We start from the raw sequence: 21586 nt of genomic DNA, 5'->3' as shown, positions 1-21586 counted from the left end.
CCCGCCCGGTCGGCGGCCACCGGATTCAGGTGCGGACGAACAGGCAGAAGGGGTGCCCGGCCGGATCGGCGTAGGTGCGGACGTCCTCGTGCGGGTCGGTGTAGGCGTTCAGCAGCCGGGCGCCGGCCTCCTCCGCGACGGCCGACGCGGCGGCGAGGTCGTCGACCAGGAAGTCCAGGTGCTGCTGCATCTGCTGGGTCCCGGGCTCCGGCGGCCAGACCGGTGGCACGTGGTCCTCCTCGCGCTGGAAGGACAGCCCCGGTCCGCCGTCCTCGGGGCGCAGGGTGGCCCAGACCGGCTCGTCGTCGCGGATCGGCCAGCCGAGCAGGCGCTCGTAGAAGCGGGCCAGACCCTGCGGGTCAGGCGTGCCGAGGACGGGTGCGGCGAGACGGATGGTCGGGGTCACGCCTCGATCGTGAACAGCCGCGCCCCGTTGTGCCACAGGACGGCGCGCAGCCAGTCCTCCCCCAGGCCCAGCCGGTGCAGCGCCTGCAGCTGGTGGGCGTAGGCGTACGGGATGGACGGGAAGTCGCTGCCGAGGAGCACCTTGTCCCGCAGCGCCGCCAGCCGCGGCAGGTCGGCCGGGTCGAACGGCATCAGCCGCTCGGTGAAGTCGGTGGCGAACATCGTGGTGTCCAGGTGCACCCGCTCGTACCGCTCGGCCAGGTCGAGGAAGTCGCGGTACTCCGGCATGCCGAGGTGCGCGATGACCAGCTGCAGCATCGGGAAGACCTCGAGCAGGCCGGCCATCGGCTCCGGACCGGTGTGCTCGCCGGCCAGCGGACCGGAGCCGCAGTGGATGACGACGGGGGTGCCGGCTTCCTGCAGCCGGGCCCACACCGGCTCCAGCAGCCGGTCGCGGGGGTCGAAGGCCCCGACCTGGACGTGCACCTTGAAGACGCGGGCGCCGGCGTCGAGCGCCTCCCCGACGTAGGCCGCGGCGTCCGGCTCGGGGTAGAAGGTGGCCGACTGCAGCACCTGCGGGCGGCCGGCCGCGAACCCGGCGGACCACTCGTTCAGCCAGGCCGCCATGCCCGGCTTGTGCGGGTACGGCAGCGTCGAGAAGGCGCGCACGCCGAGCCGGTCGAGGACGGCGAGCCGCTCCTCCTCCGGCAGCCGGTAGGTGACCGGCCAGGCGGGTCCGTAGTGCGTCTCCGCCTGCTCGAAGTAGTCCCAGACCTTCGCCTGCACCCGCTCGGGCAGGAAGTGCACGTGCACGTCGACCAGCCCGGGCAGGCCGAGCTCCCGCCAGTACCGCGGGACGTCGGCGTCGTCGACGGGCGGCTGCACCGTCACGGGACCGTGACCACGACCTTGCCGCGCACGTGCCCGCCGGCGACCAGCTCGTGCGCCTCGCCCGTCTGCTCCAGCGGGAAGGCCTTGGCGACGGCGACCCGCAGCTGGCCGGCGTCGGCCATGCGGGCCAGCTCCTCCAGGTCGTGCCGCTCCGGGCGGACGAACACGTACCGACCGCCGAGATCGTTGACCGAGGGGTCGACGACGCTGGCGATGCGGGAGACGTCGCGGACCTGCTTCGGGGCGTCGGCCAGGGTGTCGCCGCCGTTGAGGTCGAGGACGGCGTCCACCGGCTCGGAGAGCTGCTCGCTGATCGGGCCGGCCGAGTAGTCGAGCACCTCGGCGGCGCCGGCCTCGAGCAGGAAGCCGTGGTTGCGCGGGCTCGCGGTGCCGATCACGTGCGCACCGAGGGCGACGGCGATCTGCACGGCGAAGAACCCCACACCGCCGGCCGCGCGGTGCACCAGCACCCGGTCGCCCTCGCCGACGGCCAAGGCCTCGGTGAGCGCCTGGTACGCGGTCAGGCCGGCCAGCGGCAGCGCCCCGGCCTCGGTGAACGACAGCGACTCCGGCTTGAGCGCCAGGCACCGCTGCGGGGCCGGCACCAGCTCGGCCGCCGTCCCCCACTGGACGTCGTCGCGGCGCAGGTAGCCGAAGACCTCGTCGCCGACCTGGAAGTCGACGATCGCCGGACCGACGGCCTCGACGACGCCGGCGAGGTCCCAGCCGGGGACGATCGGGAAGTGGTGCGGGAAGAAGGAGGCCAGGCCGCCGGCACGGATGCCGATGTCGACCGGGTTCACGCCCGCCGCGCGGGTGCGGACCAGCACGGTGTCCGGGCCGACCGGAGGCTCGGGCAGGTCGTCGCGCAGCTGCAGCACCTCGACCCCGCCGAACCGGTCGTAGGCGATGCCCCTCATCGACGTCCCTTCACGTACCGCCCGAAGGCCTTCTGGATCTCGCGGCGCGAGTCGCGCTCGGCGAGGTCGTGCCGCTTGTCGTAGGACTTCTTGCCCTTCGCCAGCGCGAGGGTGGCCTTGACCTTGCCGTCCTTGAAGTACAGGTCCAGCGGGACGAGCGTGAGCCCGCCCTCCTTGATCTTGCCCAGCAGCTTGTCGATCTCGCTGCGGTGCATGAGCACCTTCCGCTTGCGGCGGGGGGTGTGGTTCGTCCAGGTGCCCTGCACGTACTCGGGGATGTGCACGTGCTGCAACCACACCTCGCCGTCGTCGATCGAGGCGAACCCGTCGACGAGCGAGGCCCGGCCGGCACGCAGGCTCTTCACCTCGGTGCCGGTGAGCACCAGGCCCACCTCGTACTGGTCGAGGATCGAGTAGTCGTGCCGCGCCTTCTTGTTCTGGGCGATGTACTTCTGGCCCTTTTCGCGCGGCAATGTTCCTCCGTCGTCCTCCGGACGACACCGCGACCGGGTGCCGTCCCCTCCTGCGACGAGCGTGCCCCAGGACTCGTCGGGGAGCCTGCGGCCCCCGCTCCTCGCCCTGCCTCGCAGGGCGACTCGCCGTCTACAACCTTACGTACAGGCGCAGCGTCACGTAGGAGGCGATCCCTGCCAGCGCGACACCGCCGGCGATGATGATCGAGCCGGTGAAGACGATGTCGCCCCAGTCGATGCCGGTGATGATCCCGGCCTTGATCGGCCCCGCCAGGGTGCGGTCGACGAACAGGATCTTGGTGAGCACCAGCCCGCCCGCGGCGAGCAGACCACCGATGAGCCCGGCCAGCGCCGCCTCGAGGATGAACGGCAGCTGGGTGTACCAGCGCGAGGCGCCGACCAGCCGCATGATGTTCGTCTCGTTGCGCCGGTTGAAGGCCGCCAGCTGGATGGTGTTCGAGATCAGCAGCAGCGCCGCGAGCGCCTGGACCACCGCGACGGCGATCGTCGCGTTGCGCGCGCCGTTGAGCAGGCTGAACAGCCGGTCGAGGAAGTCGCCCTCGTCCCGCACCTGGTCCACGCCGTTCTCGCCGTTGGGGAACGCGGCGGCGATGACCTGGTAGCGCTCGGGGTTCAGCAGCTCGACGCGGAAGCTCTCGGGCAGCGCGTCCGGCGGGGTGTTCTCGACCAGCTCGGGCTGCTGGGCGAACTGCTGCCGGAAGCGCTCGTAGGCCTCGTCGCGCGTCTCGTAGATGAAGCCCTTGACCTCGTCGGAGGCCTCGAGCTCGGCCTGGATCGCCTGGCGCTGCTCCTCGGTGACGTCGTCGGCCAGGAAGATGGAGACCTGCACCTTGTCGTAGTAGATCTCCTTCATGTCGGAGATCATCGTGGCGATCAGCAGGCCGGTGCCCATGAGGCCGAGCGAGATGGCCGTGGTGAGGATCATCGCGACCGTCATGGTGAGGTTGCGACGCAGCCCGGAGGCCACCTCGGAGAGCACGAAGTTGACGCGCATGGATTCCCTGTCGTGGAGTGCGTGCGGGGTCGGTACGGCGGCCGCTGCTAGCGACCCACGCCGTAGACGCCGCGCGACTGGTCGCGGGTGAGGACGCCCCCGTTGAGCTCGATCACGCGACGGCGCATGGAGTCGACGATGTGGTAGTCGTGCGTCGCCATGATCACCGTGGTGCCGGTCCGGTTGATCCGCTCGAGCAGCAGCATGATGCCCTCGCTGGTCTCCGGGTCCAGGTTTCCGGTGGGCTCGTCGGCCAGCAGCACCAGCGGCCGGTTGACGAACGCGCGGGCGATCGCCACCCGCTGCTGCTCACCACCGGAGAGCTCGCCGGGCAGCCGGTTGGCTTTGCCCTCCAGGCCGACCATCTCCAGCACCTCCGGCACGACCCGCTTGATCGTCCGGTGCGGCTTGTTGATGACCTCGAGGGCGAACGCGACGTTCTGCGCCACGGTGCGGTTGCGGAGCAGCCGGAAGTCCTGGAAGACGCAGCCCATGGTGCGGCGGAGCTTGGGCACCTGCCACTTGCTCATGGTGTTGAGCGTCTTGCCGTTCACGGAGACGGTGCCCGAGGTGGGGTCGTCCTCCTTGAGCAGCAGCCGCAGGAAGGTCGACTTGCCCGAACCGGAGGACCCGATCAGGAAGACGAACTCTCCCTTGTCGATCTCCGTGGACACGTCGTCCAGGGCCGGCCGGCCGCTCGCCGGGTAGAGCTTGGTGACGTGTTGCATTTCGATCACGAGGCGCCACGGTACTAGCCCGGCGGCTCGCTCAAGCGCGTTTGGCCGCGACCTGCCGGGAGTCGTTCTCGCGGACAGTCACGGGGCAGTCGCAACCGCCGGGTCGGCGGTCACGCACGGTCGCATCCGGCTCCCGGGCGAGCCGGAAGGTGACGTCGCCCACGCCTAGGGCGCGGGCACCGCCTCCTGCTGGCGGCGCCAGCGGATGCCGGCCTCGATGAAGGCGTCGATCCCGCCGTCCAGCACGTCCCCGGGGTTGCCGCTCTCCTGCTCGGTGCGCAGGTCCTTGACCATCTGGTACGGGTGCAGGACGTAGGAGCGCATCTGGTTGCCCCAGCTGCTGCCCTCGCCCTTGAGCGCGTCCATCTCGGCGCGCTGCTCGGCCTGCCGGACCACGAGCAGCCGGGCCTGGAGCACCCGCAGCGCGGCGGCCCGGTTCTGGATCTGGCTCTTCTCGTTCTGGCAGGACACCACGATGCCGGTCGGGATGTGGGTCATCCGGACGGCGGAGTCGGTGGTGTTCACGCTCTGGCCACCGGGGCCCGAGGAGCGGAAGACGTCGACCCGGATCTCGTTCTCGGGGATGTCGACGTGGTCGGTCTGCTCGACGACGGGCAGCACCTCGACCCCGGCGAAGGAGGTCTGGCGGCGGCCCTGGTTGTCGAACGGCGAGATGCGGACCAGCCGGTGGGTGCCCTGCTCGACCGAGAGCGTGCCGTAGGCGTAGGGCACCTTCACCGAGAAGGTGGCCGACTTGATGCCCGCCTCCTCCGCGTAGCTGATGTCGAGGACCTCGGTCGGGTACTTGTGCCGCTCGGCCCAGCGCAGGTACATGCGCATGAGCATCTCGGCGAAGTCGGCGGCGTCGACGCCACCGGCCTCCGAGCGGATGGTCACCAGCGCCTCGCGGGAGTCGTACTCACCGGAGAGCAGGGTGCGGACCTCGAGCTCGTCGAGCTGCTTGCGCAGCGCCTCCAGCTCGCGGTCGGCCTCCGCGATCGTGCCGGCGTCATCCTCCTCCACGGCCATCTCGTGCAGCACGGCGACGTCGTCCAGACGGCTGCGCAGCTCCTCGACGCGGCGCAGGTCGCCCTGCATGTAGGAGAGCTTGGAGGTCAGCGCCTGGGCTGCCTCGACGTCGTCCCAGAGGTCCGGCGCGGCGGCCTGCTGCTCGAGCTCGGCCACCTCCCGGCGCAGCCGGTCGACGTCGAGGACGGCCTCGATCGACTTCAGGGTCGTGTCGAGTTCGTCCAGGACGACGGAGAAGTCAGCGGCCACGTCGACCCAGGGTAGTGCGCTTCCGTCGCGGGTAGGCAGGTATGCCATGTCGGAGCCCCGGGAACGTCGCAGCAGGGAGGACTACGCGCGCGGTCTTCCCGACCACCACGACCCGACGGCGGGGTTCGGCGGCGCCGCCCCGGCGCAGTCGGCACTCACCCTGCGCGCGCTGCTGGCCACCTTCGGCGTGGTGGTCTGCGTCGTCCTCGGCGTCCTCGTGCTGGCCACGGAGCTGCCCGCGTGGGGCGCCGTCGCGCTGTTCGCGGTGGCCGCCGTCGCGGCGGTCGACCTCGTCGTCGTCCTCCGCCGCAAGGCGCGCGGCGAACCGGGCTGAGGGGTCACCCGGCGGGCAGCGTGGCCTTGCCGGCGGGGAGGACCGAGCCCGGGTGCCGCCGCCGGCCGCCGCCGCGTGCGGCCATCCAGGCGGGCAGCTCGGCCGCGGGCATGGGCCGGGCGAGGTGGTACCCCTGGGCGAAGGTGCAGCCGAGCTCGGTGGCCAGCGCCAGCTGCCCGGCGGTCTCCACGCCCTCGGCCAGGCTCTCGCTGCCGCAGGCGCGCGCCAGGGCCACGATCGCCGCGATGGCCGCCGCCGCGTGGGACTCGCGCCCCTCGGTGAACGCGACCAGGCTGCGGTCGATCTTCAGGACGCCGGTGGGCAGGTTGACCAGCTGCCCGAGGGAGGAGAAGCCGCTGCCGAAGTCGTCGATGGAGACCTCGACCCCGCGCCTGCGCAGCTCCGCGAGCTGGGAGGCCGCGCACTCCGGGTCCTCGGCGACCGAGGTCTCGGTCAGCTCGCAGACGAGGTTGCTCGGCGGCATCCCGGACTCCTCCAGCGCGGAGAGGACGTCGTCGACGAGGGTGCCGGTGGACAGGTGCCGGGCGTGCACGTTGACGCCGATCACCAGGTCGAGGTCCTGGGCGCGCCACGCCGCGTGCTGGGCGCCGACCTCCCGCAGCACCCAGCGGGTGAGCGGTACCAGCAGGTCGTACTGCTCGGCGACGGGCAGGAAGTCACCCGGGGGCAGCAGCCCCCGCTCGGGGTGCTGCCACCGCACCAGCGCCTCGCAGCCGTTGTACTCGCCGGTGGGCACGTGCAGGATCGGCTGGTAGTGCAGGACCAGCTGCCCGTCCTCGATGGCGTCCCGCAGCTCGGAGGCCATCTGCACCTTGCCCTGCACGAGGGCGCCCAGCTCCGGGCTGAACACCCGCACCCGGTTGCGGCCCGCGGCCTTGGCTGCGTACATCGCCAGGTCGGCGTCCCGCACGAGGTCCGTGGAGCGCAGGGTCGTGCGCCCGCCCGGGGCCGCGGCGATGCCGATGCTGGCGCTCAGCCGCACCATCCGCCCGCCGAGCTCGAAGGGCTGGTCGAAGGTGACCTGGCAGCGCTGGGCGAGCATCTCGGCGCCGTCGAGGTCGCAGTCGCGCGACAGCACGACGAACTCGTCCCCGCCGAGCCGGCCGACGGTGTCCTGGCCGCGGGTGACTGCGGTCAGCCGCGCAGCCAGCTGGCGCAGCAGCTCGTCGCCGGCGTCGTGGCCGAGGGAGTCGTTGACGTCCTTGAACCCGTCGACGTCGAGGAAGAGGACGGCGACCGCCGGGGCGTCCGGCCGCTGGAGCTCCTGGTCGATCAGCTCGTGCAGGTGGGCGCGGTTGGGCAGTTCGGTGAGCGAGTCGTGCCGCGCCTGCCACGCCGAGGTGCGCTCGGCCTGGACCCGCGAGGTCACGTCGGAGTGCGTGACGACGATGTGCCCGGCCTGGTCCACGCGGGAGGCCATCAGGTGGTACCAGCGGGTGCCGCCCCCGGTGGGCAGCGCGTAGTCGGCCGAGACGCTGTCCAGCTCGCCCCGTGACAACCGGCGGAGGTCCTCGATGAGGCCGCGGGTCGCCTGCTCGTCGCGCATCACGTCCAGCGCCAGGCCGAAGTAGTCGCCGCCGAGGCCGACCTCGAAGCGCGGGTCCCCGAAGGAGTCGGCCGCCGCGCGCCAGGCGAGGTTGGTCAGCCGCACGCGGCCGTCGGCGTCCACGAGGAGCGTGGGCGACGGGAGGGCGTCGAGCACGGCGGCCACGAGGGCGCCGTCGCCGGACCTCCCCACGCCCGGGCGGCGGGCGTCCTCGGGCAGCTCGGACCGTGTCGGCTGATCGCCCACCGTGCGCCCTCCGCTCTGCTCGCGGACCGGGTTCCCGATGTCAGGTCCCCGTGCCATCGACCGAGGCGCCCCGGCACCCGAGCGCCGCCGGATCCCGGACTACCCGGAATGAAGAATGCGACTCCGCACCCCTGGGTCAGTGCGGGACGACGCTCAGTTCCGGACCTCCGGCTCTCGCGTCTCCGCCGCGACCCAGCGCAGGTAGTCGGGGTTCCCGCCGACCAGCGGCAGCGCGATCACGCACGGGACGTCGTACGGGTGCAGGTCGGCCGTGCGCGCGACGATCTCGGGCACCAGCGACCGCCGGGTGTGCAGGGCCACCCGCGCCTCGGGCTCGTCGTGCACGGCGCCGTCCCAGCGGTACACCGACCGGACCGGCGACAGGTGGTGACCGCAGGCGGCCAGCCGCTCCTCCACCAGGGTGCGGGTGAAGCCGGCCAGCCACTCCAGATCGCCCGCGGTCACGACCACCTCGCAGTACTCCTCGTCCATGCGGGGATCCTCTCCCCCGCCGACGGAGAACCGCCTGCGTGGAACCGGGGTCCCCGCGGGTAGGGGTGCGGTCATGACCGACGAGATGACGATCAACCTGGACGGCGACAGCTACGTGGTGAGCCCCGAGGGCGAGGGCTTCAAGGTGGGCCGCCACGTGGGCGGCGAGCTGACCTGGCTCGAGACCGTGGACGGGAGCCTGCTCGACGACCAGGCCCGCACCGCGCTCGCGAACGGGGACACCTCGGACGCCTCGCTGGTGCAGGCGGTCCGGGGCGTGGTGCAGGCAGAGGTCGAGCGGGGCGCCTGACCCCGGCGGGCGGTCGCGACGGTTCCGGTCGTCGCGGCCGGCCCGTCCCGTCAGTCGTCCTCGCGGTCCTTGCGGTCGCGGTCGCGGTCGCGGTCCCCGTCCCGCTCGCGCTCGCGCTCGGCCTCCCGTGCCCTCTCTGCCTGCGCGGCCAGTTCCTGCAGCCACCGCTCCAGCTCGGCCCGGGGGTCCACCTGCGGTGGCACCGGGAGGGGCACCGGCAGCGGGACGGGCGCAGGAACCGGTACCGGAAGCGGCACAGGTGCCGGAGCGGGCGACGGTGCCGGGGCGGGAGCACGCGGCACCGGGGTGTGCGGCGCCGGAGCGGGTGCCGGGACCGGCGGAGGCGGCGGTGGCGGCGGGGGTGGCGGCGGCACCGCGGCCTGCACCAGTCGACGCTCGCCGGCGCCCAGGGCAGCACGGCTCTCGTCCGCTGCGCCGGCCCACTCGTCCCACCCGGCAGGGTCGAGCACTTGCTCGGCGACAGCGCCTACGGCGTCGGCAGGCACCCGACGCCCCACGACGCTGCCGATCGTGTCGGCCGCCCGCAGGTCGCAGGCGACCCGCTCGATGATGCTCCGGCCGGCGATGCACTCGTCCCGGGCGGCGACCGCGGCACCGACGTCCGTCGCGACCGCGGCCAGGACCCGGTCGGCGTCGGCCGGTCGGTCGGCCAGGCGCGGCAGCAGCGGCTGGAGCGCGGACCTCACCGGCAGGGGGACGGCGGTGTCGAGCGCCCCGACGACCAGCTCACCGGGACCGGCACCCCGCGGCCACCGCACGACGTCGCCGGGCAGCAGCACGGGCACGTCGGTCAGCCCGCGGGTGAAGTCGTCGTCCGGACCGGTGGCGGCGACGCGCCACTCGGGTGCGCCCAGGTCCCCGGCGACCTGGACCGTCACCGGGACGAGCAGGGAGTTCCGGACGGTGATCGCTCCGGTCTCCACGCACGCGTCGAGCGCGAAGTCGGCCGGCACGGTCCCGCGCGACTCGTCCACGGCGCACAGGTCCGGCGCCGGATCGGCCGCCGCGACCGTGGGGGTCGCGAGGGCGGCGGCGACCAGCAGCAGGCAGGTGCCGGCTCCGGTGGTCCTCACGCCGGGAACCCGCAGGCCGGCTGCAGCTGCGCGACGAACTCGTCCATGCTCGCGAGCACGTCCGCGCGGGCCTCGTCGGTCAGCTCGGGGCCCAGCACCGCGAGGAGCGCGGCGATCACGCCGTCCGCCGCGGCACGCAGGTCGGGGTCCTCCCCGGCCGGGAGCCCGTCCACCATGCTGCGGAGCTCCCCGCGGGCGGCGGCCAGGCGGCTGCGCCCGTCCACCGCGCCGACGCCGGAGGTGAGCTGGCCCATGGCGGCGGGGATGTCCAGGAAGTGGGTGGATCCGGCCAGCCCCGCGCAGAGCGCCGACGCCCCGTCGGGCGCTTCGTAGCCGGGCAGCGCGGCCTGCGCCGAGGGCGGCGACGAGGCCTCGGCGGAGCACGCGGAGAGGCACAGGAGGGTGCTCAGCAGACCGAGCGACACGGACCTCCTGCTCAGCACCTCGTCACGGTAGAAGCCGGTCGCCCGCGACCCCTACCTCGCTCACCCGACCAGGGGAACCGGTCCTGCCTCACGTGACTCTGCGTGCGCGACGCGTCCGATCCGGGCTACGGCCGGTCCCCCGCGGGGAGATACGGTCCGATCGGGAGCCGGCCCGTCGGAGCGCGGCGAGCACGGACGGAGGTCGGGTGAACCGCGCGAAGAGCCGTCAGCGGTGGCGACGTCGGAGCCCACGGGCCGAGCGCCTGCCGGGCGCTCCCTCCACCCGCGAGCACCGGCCCGACGAGCGGCACAGCGGACTGGCCCGGGCGCGCAGCGGCCTGCAGCGTGCCGCGCTCCTGCTGGTGCTGCTGGTCTTCCCGGCGGTCCTGGCCATGATCCTGGCCGCCGGTGCCAATGCCCCCTCCGCCAGCGTGGGCGTCCGCCTCCAGGAGAAGTGGGGCCCGCTGATCCCGGTGGTCCTGGGCGTGCCGGCGGCGCTCCTCCTCGTGGCGGCGTGGGCGGTGCGCTTCCTCCCCGGAGGCGCCGAGGCCGCGGCGATCGCGCCGATGTTCCGCCCCAGCCGTGGCGGTGGGCCGAAGCGGGTCTCGGTGGCCGCGGTGGCCGGGCTGGTCACCCTGCTGGTGTTCACGCCGGGCATGGCGGTCGAGGCGTACCAGGGGGTGCGCGCCCTGAGCGGCGGCGGCCTCGTGCTCACCGTCGGCGAGGACACCTACGTCACGCGCACCGCGGAGAGCTCCGGGCGCGGCGGCGGGACGAACTACTACCTCGACACCCCCTCCGGCGAGGCCATCGCCGAGGGCGACCCGTCCGACGGCGACCGCTACGGCGTCTACCCGCCGTCGGCCCACCGCGCCTGGAAGATGAGCGCGACGGGGTGGCTCTCCTCCGCGGTCACCTGGGTGCTCGTCCTCGGCGTGGCCGCCGGGACCTTCTTCCTGGCCCGCTCGCAGCTCCGCCGCCACCTCGACCGGCGGCGCCGGTTCGGCCCCGGGCGCCGGCCGGCGGGCGCGCTCGCGGTGGCGTACACCTCGGTCGCCGCCCTGCTCGCGGTCGGCTCCGCCGGCTGGGTGGTCGTGGACGAGGTCAGCGCAGGCGGCACCCGCGCGCCGCTGGACATCCCGGGCGCGGAGGAGTTCGACCTCTCCTCCTTCTGGGTCTCCGACGGAGAGGGCCGGGACCCGTTCTTCTCCTACCACGACGACGTCGCCGCTCCGCTGCAGTCCCGGCGGCTGAACGAGAACCACGACGACGACCTCGGGCAGCTGGACATCTGGGCCACGGTGACGCGCTACCCCACGGCGGAGGACGCCGAGGAGGCCGCGCGCCTGTGGCTGGCGGAGGAGGCGGCCGCCGTGCGTGGCCTGTACGAGGCTAAGGGCGGGGAGCTGGCGCTGGGCGACGGCACCTCCGCCGTGTGGAACGAGGAGCTGACCCAGATGCTCACCGCCACGAACCGGGGCAGCGTGCTGGTGACCGTGGAGGTCGACGACCACGGCTGGGAGGACGGACCCGACGAGGTCGAGGCGCGGCTGCAGCGGGACGCGCCTCGGATCCGGGATCTCCTGGTCGACTCCTCCGACCGGATCCTGGACGTCGAGCTCCCCTGGTGGGGCTGACGGCGTCTGACTGCGCCCGCTTGCGCACGAGCGTCGCCATCACCGACATCATCACCGCACTCATCCGCAACGGCGCGGTCACCAGTTATGCAGGCTCAGCCGTCGACGTAGCGGTCGCGCTCGACGACGAACTGACCGGTCGCGGTGTTGGACTCGATGAACTCCGGCAGCAGCGGGATCCGGACCGTCACGGTCACGCAGACCGAGAACTCCTCCCCCGGCGCCAGCGTCGGGGTGTAGCTGCCGGCCGCCTCGCAACCGGCACCGGCAGGCGCGTATTCCAGCCGCATGTCGGTGACCTCCACCGACTGGTCCTCCACCGCCAGCTGCGCCGCCCGCAGCGCCCGCTCCTGCCCGGTCACCGCATCCGGCGCGGTGCCCATCGCCCGGCCGGCCTCGCGAGCCGCGGCCTGCGAGGCGAACACCCCGCGCTGCACCGAGGAGAACCCGGCGATGATGTAGACCAGCGGCACGAAGACCACCAGCGCGATGAACACGAACTCGACCAGCGCCGACCCGCGCTCGTCCGACACCATCCCGAGCCGGCGGCGAAGCCAGGTCACGAGCCCTCCTTGAGAGCGCGGCCGGTGACCTCCAGCGGGAGCAGGTTCCCGAGCGCCGCCAGCAGCGAGGGCACCGAACCCGAGCACCGGACGACGACGACGGTCGCGCCGCTGGGGTCGGGCTCCTCCTGCGAGGTGCAGGCCAGACCCTGCGCCGTCTGCACCGAGGTCGCGCGGGCCACCACCTCGACGGTGCGGTCGGCACCGACGCGCGAGTCGACGTCGGCATTCGCGGCGTACCGGGCGCCGTCCTGGGCGCTGGCGGTGACCACGTTGCGCACGTGCACGTAGACGGCCACCTGCAGCACAGCCATCAGCAGCGCGACGATCAGCATCGAGACCATCACGAAGTCGACGACGGCGCTCCCGCGCTCGCCGTCGTCACGAGGCGCTGGCGCCTCTTTATCCACGGGTCGTGACGGAGGTGAGCGCGTTCTGCACCGCGTTCACGATGGCCTCCTGGAACACGCCGAGGATGGCGAGCACCAGGGCCGCGGTCATCACGGTGACCATGACCCACCCGGGCACGTCGCCGCGCTCGGGGTCCTCCCCGCGGATGCGGTCCAGCAGGGCGGTGATGCGCGGAACGAGACGCATGGCGTCGTCCTTTCTCCAGGTCCGCCGGCTCATTGCGCCAGCGAGACGATGCTGATCAGCCCCGGGAACAGGGCGAAGAGAACGGTGACCGGCAGCACCAGGAAGACGACCGGCACCATCATGGCGATCTCCTTGCGCCCACCGGCCTCGAGCAGCCGGCGCTTGCCGGCCTCCCGGACGTCGGCGGCCTGGGCGCGCAGCACCTCGGCCAGCGGCGTGCCGCGCTCGATGGCCACGAGCAGGCCGTCGATGAAGCGGGCCAACGGGTCCAGCGACGTGCGGTCGGCGACCTGCTGCAGGGCGTCGACCAGCGGGACGCCGGCCCGCGCCCGACCGAGCGCCGAGCCGAGCTCCCGGGCCAGCTCGCCGCCGGAGAGCCGGGTGACCCGGGCGATCGCCGCCGTCGGGCTCTCCCCCGCCGTCACCGCGAGAGCCAGCAGCTCGGCGACCACGGGGAACTCGGCGAGCAGCAGCTCCTCGCGCCGGTTGACCTGCTGGGTGAGCCACCAGTCGCGGCCGAGCACCCCGCCGACGAGCCCGGAGAGGCAGAGCAGCCCGGCGGTCAGCACGTTGACCTGGCCGGCGGCGACGGAGCCGACGGTCGCGACGACGGCGGCGCCGAGCAACCCCAGCCCGCCCCAGATGACCTGCTCGATGCGGAAGTCCTCGACGGTGAGGTCGCCCCCGAGCGCGTCCAGCCGTCGGCGCACCGCGGCCCGGCCACCGACGAAGCGGTCGACGATGCGCGCGCCGTTGCTGATCGACGGGCCGGCGATCCGGCGCACCGCGGTGAGCATCCCCGGCTCGGTCGCCGTGCCCAGCAGCCGCGACGGCGGCGGGGTGTCGTGGACGTAGGGCGCGAGCCGGTCGACCAGCCGCACGGCCCGGAACGGCGGCGCGTACCGCAGGACCAGGATCAGGCCCGACGCCGCCAGCAGGCCCAGTAGCATCCCGAGGAGACCGGAGCTCACTGGAGCACCCGCACGTCCTCGGGCAGCCGCCCGATCCGCAGCATCAGCCGGTAGGCCAGCAGGCACACCGCGCCCCCGCCGAGCAGGATCGCCGTCCCCATCGCCGAGTCGTAGGCGGCCAGCGTCGCCGACTGGGTGGCGAGCAGCAGCAGGACGATCCAGGGTGCGGCGACCGCGAGGCGCGCGGCGGAGACGACCCAGCCCTGCCGGGTCTCCAGCTCCGCGCGCGCCCGGGCGTCCTCGCGCAGGAAGGTGGCCAGGGTGCGCAGCACCCGGCCGAGGTCGCTGCCACCGACCTCGCGGGCCACCCGCAGCGTCTCCACGATCCGGTCGCCGACCGGGTCGGCGAGGTCGTCCTTGAGCCGGTCCAGGCACGGTCCGAACCGGCCGCTGGACCGGTACTCGGCGGCGAACCGGGCGAACGGCGGCCGCAGCACCTCCGGGCCCCGGGTGGACAGCGCCCCGAGGGCCTCGGGCAGCGAGAGGCCGGCGCGGACCGCGGACGCCAGGTTGTCCACGACCTCCGGCCACACCTCGCGCAGGTCGGCCCGGCGCTTGCCGGCCAGCCGCCGCACCTGCACGTAGGGCAGCAGGAACCCGAAGAACCCGAACACCAGGCTCACGGTCACGGTCGCGGTGGTCAGCAGGACGACGACGGTCGCCAGCAGCCCGGCCCCGATCTGCAGGGCCAGCAGCTGGGCGGCGTTGATGCCGGTGAGCCCGGCCGCGGCCAGCAGCTGCTGCCGCCGTCCGGGCCGGCGCGGATCGGTGCGCGGCTTCGGCGCCCGCGAGCCGCTGCGCCAGATGAGCAGCAGACCGATGCCGAGCAGCAGACCCAGGAAGGCGCCGGACTCCGTCACGCCGACCCGCCGAGCAGGGCCGGCAGGTCGAAGCCGGCGGCGGCGAACCGGTCGGCGTGCGGCGGGTACCCCTCGGCCCGGACCAGCCGGCCCTCGCGGCTGGTGAAGACGTCGGCGGTCTCGATGACCCCGTTCTCGGCCCGCCCCGGCAGCGCCACGATCTCCCGCACCCGGCGGCGGCCGTCGGCGTCGGTCCCGACGTGCACGACGAGGTCGACGCTGGAGGCGACGGTCGGCACGACGAACGACGTCCCGATGTTCTCCCCGGCCAGCAGCGGCAGGGTGCACATCTTCACCACGGCCTCGCGGGCGCTGTTGGCGTGCAGCGTGCACATGCCGGGCAGCCCGGAGTTCAGCGCGATGAGCAGGTCCAGGCACTCCTCCTGGCGCACCTCGCCGACGACGATGCGCGAGGGCCGCATGCGCAGCGCCTCCTTGACCAGGCGGCGCAGCGGGATCTCACCGGCGCCCTCCAGGTTGGGCTGCCGGGTCTGCATCGAGACGACGTCGGGCAGCGGCACCCGCAGCTCGAAGACCTCTTCGCAGGTGATGACCCGCTCACGGGCCGGCACCGAGGCGCAGAGGCAGTTGAGCAGCGTCGTCTTGCCGGCCTGAGTGCCACCGGAGACGAGGATGTTGAGGCCCGAGGCGACGGCGGCCTCGAGGAAGCGCGCCGCCTGCACCGTGATGGTGCCCAGCGCCACCAGCTCGTCGAGCGAGTGCGCCTGCAGCACGAACTTCCGGATGTTGACCGCCATGTGCTGGCGGGTGATGTCGGGGATGACCACGTGCAGCCGCGAGCCGTCGGGCATCATCGCGTCGACGAACGGGGTCGACATGTCGATGCGTCGACCCGAGGTGCGCAGCATCCGCTCGACCAGGTCGGCCAGCTCGCCCGGCGCCAGGATCGTCGTCGTCAGCTCGCTGCGGCCGCGCTTGGCGATGAACACCCGGCCGGGCTCGTTGACCCAGATCTCCTCGACGTCGGGGTCGTCGAGGTAGCGCTGCAGCGGACCGAAGCCGGCCACCCGGTCCAGCACGTCGCGGACGACGGACTCGACGTCGCCGATCGGTGGCAGCGCCGAGGTCAGCGAACGCTCGGAGTAGTCGGCGACGACGTCGCGCACGAGCAGCCGCACGGGGCCCGGGTCGAGGAACGGGTCGAGCCCACGCCGACGGATCAGCTCGCGGACCTCACCGTCCACGACGTCCAGAGCAGTCGGCACGCCATCCCCCGTCGAGCCCGTTGATCAACGGGTCGGACTGTAAGGAAACGAACCAGTCCGCGGGCCGCCGTTCACGGGTTCTGTGGACATCCGGGGGTCACGTCCACCCACGCGGGTGAACCACCCGAGGCGGGTCAGCCCAGGAAGGTGTCCCCACCCGCGAGCGCGGTGAGCACCACCATCGCGGTGAAGGCGAGCAGCAGGGCGGCGAGCACGCCCAGTCCGATCAGCCCTGCCCGGAGGTCCGTCTGCCGCCGCTGCCTCTGCGGACGGTGCGTCGTCCGGCCGGCCGCCGGGGGCGCTTCCGGTTCGCTCCGGTCGTGCACGACGGGGCGCCGCAGGGTCCTCGGCCGCTGGTGGAGCTTGGTGCTCATGACGACTCCCTGTGCCGGGTCCGCACCGGTCGTCGTCCGGCGTCCGGACCGGGTCCTCGTGGACCCGGCCCGATGCTCGACGCCCCGGCCGGGTCGGACCAGGGCACGAGGACCCTCGTCAGACCATCGCGAGGTCGCCGGTCGGCACGGCCGGCACCTCCACCGGTTCGCGTGCGCTGACGGTGAGGACCAGGCGGGCCCGGTCGCCGAACCGCTCTCGGCAGACCTCCGGCAGCAGGATGCTCCCCTGCCACACGCCCGGCTCCTGCGGTCGCTCGTCGGTCAGGGGGTCGCCGCTGGGCTGCCAGTCCCGGACCGCCCCGGGGATGGCGCTGTTCCAGACGGCCCAGCCCCGGGGCGAGCCGGTCTCCCCCGCGGGTGGCGCGATGTCCACGACGAGGGTGTCTTCGAAGTCGGCGGTCTGCTCCAGGTGGTCGCCGAAGTCGAAGAAGCCGGTGTCCTCGCGCAGCGAGATCAGCCGCAGGGTGAGCGCGTGCCGCAGCGTCGAGCACCGCCGGCCGCCGTCGAGCGGGCGGGGCTCCCGCGTGGACAGGAACGTGGTCAGCAGCGGCCTGGGGGTGTCCGAGCTGTCCTCGACCCGCGGGCGCTCGATCTGGATCGGGCAGTGGTGCGCGGCGCTCTGCTCGTGCATCAGCACCGGCAGCCCTCGGATCGCCAGCGCCGTCTCCAGCTGCCACACGGTCCCGTCGTCGAGGGTCCCCGGGAGCCGGAGACCGCACAGGTCGACCTGGATCCGCAGGTCGCCGAACAGGAACCGCCGCAGGTTCTGGAAGCCCTCCTCGGAGTTGACCAGCCCGTAGCGGCCGCTGTGGCTGCGGTGCACGAACGCCCGGTGCGCCCCGGGCACGTAGGCGTTGTCGATCTGGACCAGCCCGTCGCTGCGCGCACCGACGGCCTTCGACGACAGGCCCATCGCGACCGCGTAGTCCTGCGGGTTGGTGCCGACGAGGCAGAACACCCGGTCGAGCGGGAACCCGCCGGCCGGCATCTCCACCTCCCGCCAGTCCTCGGGCGGGCTGCCGTCGACGGTCGGGTCGGTCCGCGGCGTCAGGTAGTCGTACATCCGCTGCCGCCCGAAGATCTCCGCGCCGTTGATGTCGAGGGCGTCGCGGACCTTCTCCAGCAGGCCGAAGCCGAGCGCGAACTCGATCCCGCCGTGCGGGGTGCCGTAGGTGAACAGGCTCTGCACGTGGTCGGCGGCGGCGTCCAGCCGGAGCCGGCCCCCGGCGCGGGTCTGCTCCGGGATCACCCGTTGGATCATGGAGCGGCAGATCAGGCCGCCCATCGAGTGCGCGACCAGGTGCACCCGCGGCGCGCCCGTCTTGCGCTTGACGCACGTGATGAGCCGGAACAGGTCGGCGGCAGCCTCCTCCAGGACGTACTTCTCCGGCTCCTGCACGAACGTCGACGCGGCCTGGTCGTAGAACCGGTGCACCCAGATCGTGTTCGGCGGCACCCCGCCGTCGGGCTGCTGCTCCAGGTACCGCTCCTGGCTGCCGTGCACCAGCAGCCGGTAGCCCTGCTCGGTGATCAGCCGGAGCAGCGGGCTCTCGAACTGGTAGAAGTGCGGCCGGCTGTCCTTGCCGACGCGCACGTGCACCGAGCCCTCGTTGAACCCGTAGAACGGGTCGTCGACCGCCTTGTCGATGCCGGAGCTGCCTCCGGCGAAGCCACGCACGTAGATGATCGGCAGGTCCATGGCCGGCGTCCCCTCGCTGGTGTGGCCCGGAACGGGGCCATCGCCCCACTCGGGGCGCGAGGGGTCAAGGGCCGACGGCGCGCTGCGCCGCCGGCCCTCGTGTCGTACGCCTGCGTGACGGGATCCTGCGAACGGTGACGGTCAGCGCAGGACGGCGTCGATCAGGTGGGGGCCCGGCTCCGCCAGCGCCTTCTGCAGCTGCTCGGCCAGCTCCTCCGCGGTCGTCGCCCGGGTGGCGGGCACGCCCATCCCCTGCGCGATCGACACGAAGTCCAGCCCCGGCCCGCCGAGGTCGAGCAGCTTGCGCGCCCGCTCGCCGTCCGACGCCGCGCCCACCTTCTGCAGCTCGTGCTCGAGGATCGCGTACGAGCCGTTGTCGCAGATGATCGTGGTGATGTCGGCCTGCTCGCGGGCGTAGCTCCACAGCGCCGAGATCGTGTACATCGCGCTGCCGTCGGCCTGGATGCCGATCACCGGCCGGTCGGGGCAGGCCACCGCCGCACCGAGCGCCATGGGCAGCCCGTCGCCGATGGCCCCGCCGGTGAGCGAGAGCCAGTCGTGCCGCGGCCCGGCCGACGTCAGCTCGGTCAGCCCCACCCCGGAGGTGAGCGCCTCGTCCACCACGATCGCGTTCTCCGGCAGCAGCGCCCCGACGACCGCCGCCATGGTGCGCGGGGTCAGCTGGCCGGTGGGCAGCTCGGGCCGCTCGAACTCGGCGACCTCGGGCTTCGCGTCCGGCGCGACGAGGTCGGCCAGCGCCTGCAGCGCGGCCACGCCGTCCTCCCCTGGAGCGCTGAGCACGTGCACCTCGCAGCCCTCGGGGACGGGGTGGCCCGGGACCCCGGGGTAGCCGAAGAAGTGCACGGGCGCGGTGGTGCCGGCCAGCACCAGGTGCCTCGTGCCCTCGAGCGCGGCCATCGCCATCTCCGGCGGGTAGGGCAGCCGGTGCAGGTCGGGCAGGCCGGTGCCGCGGGCCGCGCGCGCGGGGAAGGTCTCGGCGACGAGGCGAGCCCCCGTGCCGGCGGCCACCTGGGCGGCGGCGAGCTGACCATCGGCCGAGGCCATGACGTCGCCGCCGAGGAAGAGGACGACGCCCTCACCGGAGCCCACCACCGGGGCGAGCTCCTCGATCACGGACGGGGCCACGTGCGGCAGCGGGCGGGCCGGCTGCGGCGCGGCCACCTCGGCGCCGTCCTCCCACGACACGTCGGCCGGGAGGATCAGCGTGGCGATGCCGCCGGTGGCGATGGCGGCGACCGCCTCCGCGGCGTCGGCCGCGACGTCGGCCGGGGACAGCGACCGGCGCACCCACGTGGAGACGGTTCCGGCGACGGCGTCGATGTCGGACTCCAGCGGGGCGTCCAGCCGCTTGTGCGAGCGCGCGTGGTCACCGACGACGTTGAGCAGCGGCGCCTTGCCGCGGCGGGCGTTGTGCAGGTTGGCCAGCCCGTTGCCCATGCCCGGGCCCAGGTGCAGCAGGGTCGCGGCGGGGCGGCCGGCCATGCGCGCGTAGCCGTCGGCCGCGCCGGTCGCCACGCCCTCGAACAGGGTCAGCACACCGCGCATCTCGGGGACATCGTCGAGCGCGGCGACGAAGTGCATCTCCGAGGTGCCGGGGTTGGCGAAGCAGACGTCGACGCCCGCGCCGACCAGCGTCCGGATCAGTGCCTGGGCGCCGTTCACGCGCCGGCCACCGTCTGCACCTCGAAGTGCGCCATGGTGGCGCCGCCGGTGGCGAACCCGGGGACGTCGGCCGCGGCGGCCTGCCCCTCCGGCGAGGCGAAGGCTGCGCCCATCGCGGCCTCGGAGTCGAAGTCCAGCTCGGCGACGAGGTAGGGCGCGGGCTGGGATGGATCCATCGGGCTGGCGTGCCCGGTCGTGAACCGCACGAGGCCGGGCAGCTGCTTGGCCAGGGGTGCGTGCACGTCGCGGTAGTGCGCGTCGAACGCGGCCGGGTCCTCCGGCGGGCCGTAGCTGACGACGAGCCTGTGCACCATTCCGAGCTCCGTTCCCGCGGGTCCTGCACCCGCCCGGCGACCAGCAAACAGGGCATCGCCGACGCGCGCGAGTCCTGCTCGCGGGAAGACCGCCGGGCTCTGTCCACAGGGCCTGCCGAGGGGGCGCACGGCCCCAATCCGGCTGTTACGGTCCCAGACGTATCCGATCCAGCGGTGCACGGTGCACCCGGAACTCCCGTGAGGACTCACCATGCCGAATGTGAACGTCACCTACGAGCAGATGGAAGACGCCGCCGGCCGGCTCACCAACGGCCAGGCCGAGATCGACGGCATGCTGGGTCAGCTCCAGGCGCTCGTGCAGAACCTGGTCGCCGAGGGCTACGTGACCGACAGCTCCAGCAAGGCCTTCCAGGCCTCCTACGACTCGTTCACGCAGGGCGCCCGCCAGACCATCGCCGGCCTCGAGGGCATGTCCTCCTACCTGACCCAGGCCGCCGCGACCTTCCGCGACGCCGACACCCAGCTCTCCGGCGCGCTCGGCGGCTGACTCGCCGACCACCGCCACCGAGGCCGTCTCGCAGCTGCGAGGCGGCCTCGGTCGCGTCCAGGGCACGGCAGGCGCGGGCGACGTTCGAGGTCGAGCAGCGCCTCGGCTCACGCGGCCGGCGACCCACCGCACGCCCCGCCACGGACGCCGTGCGCGCGTCGCATCGGGCTGGTGGATCGACTCCTGCCACCACCGGCCGGACTCGCCTCGTACCGAGGGCGAGTGTGCCTACGCTGCGGGTGCCCCCATGCGCTGTGCGCGGAGGGCGCGGATGTCGGCGTCCAGCGCGGAGGAGCTGCGAGTCATCCGGTAGGCCAGGCGGGTCGAGGCAGACACCATCACCACACTGCTGAGCAACACGTACCCGCCGGACAGCAGGAATGCGACGGAGACCGGCGACGGGAAGTCGAAGGTCCCACCCACGACCAGGGCGAAGCCGACGACGAGCCCGATGCCACCCGGTACCGAGCGCAGCAGCAGCCGGCTCCCCCAGGGTCGCGTGTACGCCGCCGCCCCCGCTGCGCCCGCCACTTGCTCGAAGTCGGGGTCGTCGCGTGCGTCGACCGGCATCCGGAGGTCAGGGGGGATGTGCCCGGGCGGCAGCTCCCGCCCCTGCCGTTCGGCCGCCTCCCACGCCAAGAGCTCGGCGATGAGCTTCCGGTTCCGGAGCGCCCGCCGGACCGGGAACACGGCAGCGAGGAGCGCGAGACCCGAGCACACGACCGCGATGGCCACGTGGACCCCGGTGACGCGGGACTCCTCGAGCGCGGCGCTCGCGACCCCCGCCGCGAAGACGACCAGCAGGCCGCACACCGACTGCCCGGCGAGGGCGCGGAGCGACAGGAACTGCCGCTCGATCTCCTGGACGGCGGCTGCGCGCGCGGACAACAGCTCGCCGCGGGTGCTCCAGGGATGCTCCGTCGGGTGAGGGATGGGCGCCATGGCA

Annotated in this window: 26 protein-coding genes; 4 read left to right on the top strand and 22 right to left on the bottom strand. The window is 73.4% G+C overall.

The window, feature by feature from the left end; genetic code table 11:
- Window positions 1–25 precede the first annotated feature (25 nt).
- The 7 genes from DQ244_RS03840 to prfB form a co-directional block, all read right to left on the bottom strand.
- Window positions 26–406, bottom strand: a complete 381-nt coding sequence (locus DQ244_RS03840) for a VOC family protein (RefSeq protein ID WP_113810098.1) — start codon at window positions 404–406, stop codon at window positions 26–28.
- Entirely contained in the window at window positions 403–1296 is an 894-nt protein-coding gene (locus DQ244_RS03835; protein ID WP_113810097.1) for an amidohydrolase family protein, read from the bottom strand. Before DQ244_RS03835 ends, DQ244_RS03840 begins: the two co-directional genes overlap by 4 nt.
- The gene (locus DQ244_RS03830) at window positions 1293–2216 is read right to left on the bottom strand and encodes an NADP-dependent oxidoreductase (protein ID WP_113810096.1); all 924 of its coding nucleotides are present in this window, start codon (window positions 2214–2216) and stop codon (window positions 1293–1295) included. Before DQ244_RS03830 ends, DQ244_RS03835 begins: the two co-directional genes overlap by 4 nt.
- Window positions 2213–2689: an SsrA-binding protein SmpB gene (smpB, locus tag DQ244_RS03825; RefSeq protein WP_113810095.1), complete on the bottom strand. Its 477-nt coding sequence runs from the start codon at window positions 2687–2689 to the stop codon at window positions 2213–2215. The genes DQ244_RS03830 and smpB overlap by 4 nt, the downstream gene beginning before the upstream one ends.
- Before the next feature lie 130 nt (window positions 2690–2819).
- Window positions 2820–3704, bottom strand: a complete 885-nt coding sequence (gene ftsX, locus DQ244_RS03820; protein ID WP_113810094.1) for a permease-like cell division protein FtsX — start codon at window positions 3702–3704, stop codon at window positions 2820–2822.
- 47 nt (window positions 3705–3751) lie between these two features.
- Window positions 3752–4432 carry a cell division ATP-binding protein FtsE gene (ftsE, locus tag DQ244_RS03815; RefSeq protein WP_199580242.1) on the bottom strand — a complete coding sequence of 227 codons (681 nt, stop codon included), beginning with the start codon at window positions 4430–4432 and terminating at the stop codon, window positions 3752–3754.
- Window positions 4433–4606: 174 nt separating this feature from the next.
- A complete protein-coding gene (gene prfB, locus DQ244_RS03810) occupies window positions 4607–5719 on the bottom strand; it encodes a peptide chain release factor 2 (protein ID WP_113810092.1) in 1113 nt (370 codons plus the stop codon).
- Between the two features lie 46 nt (window positions 5720–5765).
- Between prfB and DQ244_RS03805 the strand changes: the two genes are divergently transcribed.
- Complete coding sequence (locus DQ244_RS03805; RefSeq protein WP_113810091.1) at window positions 5766–6053, top strand: DUF6343 family protein; 288 nt, start codon at window positions 5766–5768, stop codon at window positions 6051–6053.
- A 4-nt stretch (window positions 6054–6057) separates the two neighbouring features.
- On the opposite strand, the gene DQ244_RS03800 is transcribed toward DQ244_RS03805, so the two are convergent.
- Both DQ244_RS03800 and cutA read right to left on the bottom strand, forming a co-directional pair.
- A complete protein-coding gene (locus DQ244_RS03800; RefSeq protein WP_113810090.1) occupies window positions 6058–7923 on the bottom strand; it encodes a bifunctional diguanylate cyclase/phosphodiesterase in 1866 nt (621 codons plus the stop codon).
- 96 nt (window positions 7924–8019) lie between these two features.
- Window positions 8020–8358 (bottom strand): divalent-cation tolerance protein CutA, encoded by a 339-nt coding sequence (cutA, locus tag DQ244_RS03795; protein ID WP_113810089.1) that lies wholly within the window; start codon window positions 8356–8358, stop codon window positions 8020–8022.
- Between the two features lie 73 nt (window positions 8359–8431).
- Between cutA and DQ244_RS03790 the strand changes: the two genes are divergently transcribed.
- The gene (locus DQ244_RS03790) at window positions 8432–8668 is read left to right on the top strand and encodes a hypothetical protein (protein ID WP_113810088.1); all 237 of its coding nucleotides are present in this window, start codon (window positions 8432–8434) and stop codon (window positions 8666–8668) included.
- Between the two features lie 50 nt (window positions 8669–8718).
- Here DQ244_RS03790 and DQ244_RS19530 read toward each other — a convergent pair whose 3' ends face one another.
- Both DQ244_RS19530 and DQ244_RS03780 read right to left on the bottom strand, forming a co-directional pair.
- Complete coding sequence (locus tag DQ244_RS19530) at window positions 8719–9762, bottom strand: hypothetical protein (RefSeq protein WP_199580143.1); 1044 nt, start codon at window positions 9760–9762, stop codon at window positions 8719–8721.
- Window positions 9759–10187, bottom strand: coding sequence for a hypothetical protein (locus DQ244_RS03780; RefSeq protein ID WP_113810087.1), 429 nt, complete (start codon window positions 10185–10187; stop codon window positions 9759–9761). The genes DQ244_RS19530 and DQ244_RS03780 overlap by 4 nt, the downstream gene beginning before the upstream one ends.
- 206 nt (window positions 10188–10393) lie before the next feature.
- On the opposite strand from DQ244_RS03780, the gene DQ244_RS03775 reads away from it, so the two are divergent.
- Window positions 10394–11824, top strand: coding sequence for a hypothetical protein (locus tag DQ244_RS03775; protein WP_113810086.1), 1431 nt, complete (start codon window positions 10394–10396; stop codon window positions 11822–11824).
- A gap of 95 nt (window positions 11825–11919) precedes the next feature.
- Here the strand turns inward: DQ244_RS03775 and DQ244_RS03770 are convergent, their stop codons facing one another.
- From DQ244_RS03770 to DQ244_RS03725, 10 genes are all read right to left on the bottom strand, one after another.
- A complete protein-coding gene (locus DQ244_RS03770; protein WP_113810085.1) occupies window positions 11920–12387 on the bottom strand; it encodes a TadE/TadG family type IV pilus assembly protein in 468 nt (155 codons plus the stop codon).
- The gene (locus DQ244_RS03765; protein WP_233491152.1) at window positions 12384–12797 is read right to left on the bottom strand and encodes a TadE family protein; all 414 of its coding nucleotides are present in this window, start codon (window positions 12795–12797) and stop codon (window positions 12384–12386) included. Before DQ244_RS03765 ends, DQ244_RS03770 begins: the two co-directional genes overlap by 4 nt.
- Complete coding sequence (locus tag DQ244_RS03760; protein ID WP_113810083.1) at window positions 12790–12984, bottom strand: hypothetical protein; 195 nt, start codon at window positions 12982–12984, stop codon at window positions 12790–12792. The genes DQ244_RS03765 and DQ244_RS03760 overlap by 8 nt, the downstream gene beginning before the upstream one ends.
- Window positions 12985–13013: 29 nt before the next feature.
- On the bottom strand, window positions 13014–13955 hold the full coding sequence (locus tag DQ244_RS03755; protein ID WP_199580141.1) for a type II secretion system F family protein: 942 nt from the start codon (window positions 13953–13955) through the stop codon (window positions 13014–13016).
- Window positions 13952–14815 carry a type II secretion system F family protein gene (locus DQ244_RS03750; RefSeq protein WP_113810082.1) on the bottom strand — a complete coding sequence of 288 codons (864 nt, stop codon included), beginning with the start codon at window positions 14813–14815 and terminating at the stop codon, window positions 13952–13954. The genes DQ244_RS03755 and DQ244_RS03750 overlap by 4 nt, the downstream gene beginning before the upstream one ends.
- The gene (locus tag DQ244_RS03745; RefSeq protein ID WP_233491151.1) at window positions 14812–16041 is read right to left on the bottom strand and encodes a CpaF family protein; all 1230 of its coding nucleotides are present in this window, start codon (window positions 16039–16041) and stop codon (window positions 14812–14814) included. The genes DQ244_RS03750 and DQ244_RS03745 overlap by 4 nt, the downstream gene beginning before the upstream one ends.
- 134 nt (window positions 16042–16175) lie before the next feature.
- A complete protein-coding gene (locus tag DQ244_RS03740) occupies window positions 16176–16415 on the bottom strand; it encodes a hypothetical protein (protein ID WP_113810080.1) in 240 nt (79 codons plus the stop codon).
- A gap of 118 nt (window positions 16416–16533) precedes the next feature.
- The gene (locus DQ244_RS03735; RefSeq protein ID WP_113810079.1) at window positions 16534–18135 is read right to left on the bottom strand and encodes an alpha/beta hydrolase; all 1602 of its coding nucleotides are present in this window, start codon (window positions 18133–18135) and stop codon (window positions 16534–16536) included.
- 141 nt (window positions 18136–18276) lie between these two features.
- A complete protein-coding gene (locus DQ244_RS03730; RefSeq protein ID WP_113810078.1) occupies window positions 18277–19818 on the bottom strand; it encodes an acetolactate synthase large subunit in 1542 nt (513 codons plus the stop codon).
- Window positions 19815–20132 (bottom strand): EthD family reductase, encoded by a 318-nt coding sequence (locus DQ244_RS03725; RefSeq protein ID WP_113810077.1) that lies wholly within the window; start codon window positions 20130–20132, stop codon window positions 19815–19817. Before DQ244_RS03725 ends, DQ244_RS03730 begins: the two co-directional genes overlap by 4 nt.
- Before the next feature lie 211 nt (window positions 20133–20343).
- Here DQ244_RS03725 and DQ244_RS03720 point away from each other — a divergent pair, with 211 nt between their 5' ends.
- The gene (locus tag DQ244_RS03720) at window positions 20344–20640 is read left to right on the top strand and encodes a WXG100 family type VII secretion target (RefSeq protein WP_113810076.1); all 297 of its coding nucleotides are present in this window, start codon (window positions 20344–20346) and stop codon (window positions 20638–20640) included.
- Window positions 20641–20868: 228 nt separating this feature from the next.
- On the opposite strand, the gene DQ244_RS03715 is transcribed toward DQ244_RS03720, so the two are convergent.
- Entirely contained in the window at window positions 20869–21582 is a 714-nt protein-coding gene (locus DQ244_RS03715) for a hypothetical protein (RefSeq protein ID WP_147251459.1), read from the bottom strand.
- Window positions 21583–21586: the final 4 nt, after the last annotated feature.

Source organism: Blastococcus sp. TBT05-19 (assembly GCF_003319095.1).
Classification (GTDB): domain Bacteria; phylum Actinomycetota; class Actinomycetes; order Mycobacteriales; family Geodermatophilaceae; genus Blastococcus.
This window is presented reverse-complemented; position numbering and strand designations above follow the sequence as displayed.